We start from the raw sequence: 1,162 nt of genomic DNA on the forward strand, positions 1-1,162 counted from the left end.
GTATCGTCGCTGCTTTGTCGCTGACGGCTGTAAGTTCGTGCCGTCGTTGCTCGATGCGTTCGAGGGCGCGGGCGATCGCGTGCGGGTCCGGTGCGCCATTGTCGCGGAATTCGGTTGATATGCAGCGGTAGTCGTGAATTGCGCGGTTTCGGCGGTTGGTGCAGGACTCGAGCGCAGCGGAGGTGTCCTTCTGTCGGCGCGCGAGATCCTTTTCATCCCTTCGCAATTCGGCCGAGTGGTCACGGTGTATGTTCTGTGCCTCCTGCAGGGCGGCTTGAGCCTGCTTGTTCATCGTGTCGGCGTGCTGGACTGCGGCGATCGTGTCGGCCAGCAGCGAGTCGTCGGTTCGCGCCAAGTCACCGTCACCGAGTGCGGCGGTGAGTGAGTCCAGGGCCGTGGCGGCCTCGGAGGCGGCCCGCTCTGCGGCGGTGGTGGCGTTCTTCCAGGTCAGTTCGGCCTGGTTGTGCGCTGCGCGCGTGTGCGACAGCTCGGCTCCCGCGCGCTTGGCGTGCTGTGTGGCCTTCTTCCATGCGCTGGTCGCTTCGCCGAGGTCTGTGTGCGTCGGCGGCCGGAAGTCCGCTGGCAGGGGGCGCACGCACAGCGGGCACGGATCCCCGGGCCCGTGGTGTTCAGCAGCGTGGGCTGCGGAGTTGTGGCGGCGGGTCGCTTCCAGCAATGTCTCGGTGTCTTCGACGTGCTTGTCGGCGTCATCGGACACGCGCTGCGCCGCGGCGAGGGCCTCGGTCGTGGATCCGACGGCCGTTTCCGCCGTCTGGACCGCGGCGGTGGTCTCGGCCGATTTCTGGTGGGCTTGCCGCGCTGTGCGCAACATAGAGCGGTGCAGCTCGAGAGTGTTCTGGGCTACGGAGAGTGCGGATGCGGTTGTTGCGACGTCGGATTCGCGCCGTGTGATTGCCTCGGTGAGCGTCGGCAGTTCGTTCTTGCGTTGCTCAAGCTGGTCTCGGTCGCGCTGGATGACGGTATTGCGTTCGGCGAGCTGGGCCAGTTCGTCTTGGATCTCGGGCAGGTCCTTCTGCAGTGATTGCAGGGTGTTAGCCGCTGCGGCGGTGCCTGATACTCCGGTTCCTGCGTGCTCGGCAGCATCGAGCTGGGCTTGCAGTCGCTCATCTTCCTCGGTTGCGGCGGTGAGCTCGTGGTTTGT

General features: G+C 66.0%; 1 protein-coding gene. It reads right to left on the reverse strand.

What is annotated here, in order from left to right:
- A partial coding sequence (locus ABZ824_RS39745) for a hypothetical protein (RefSeq protein WP_356970059.1) occupies window positions 1-1,162 on the reverse strand: 1,162 nt, incomplete at both ends.

The organism is Nocardia sp. NPDC047038, assembly GCF_040644075.1.
Taxonomy (GTDB): domain Bacteria; phylum Actinomycetota; class Actinomycetes; order Mycobacteriales; family Mycobacteriaceae; genus Nocardia; species Nocardia sichangensis.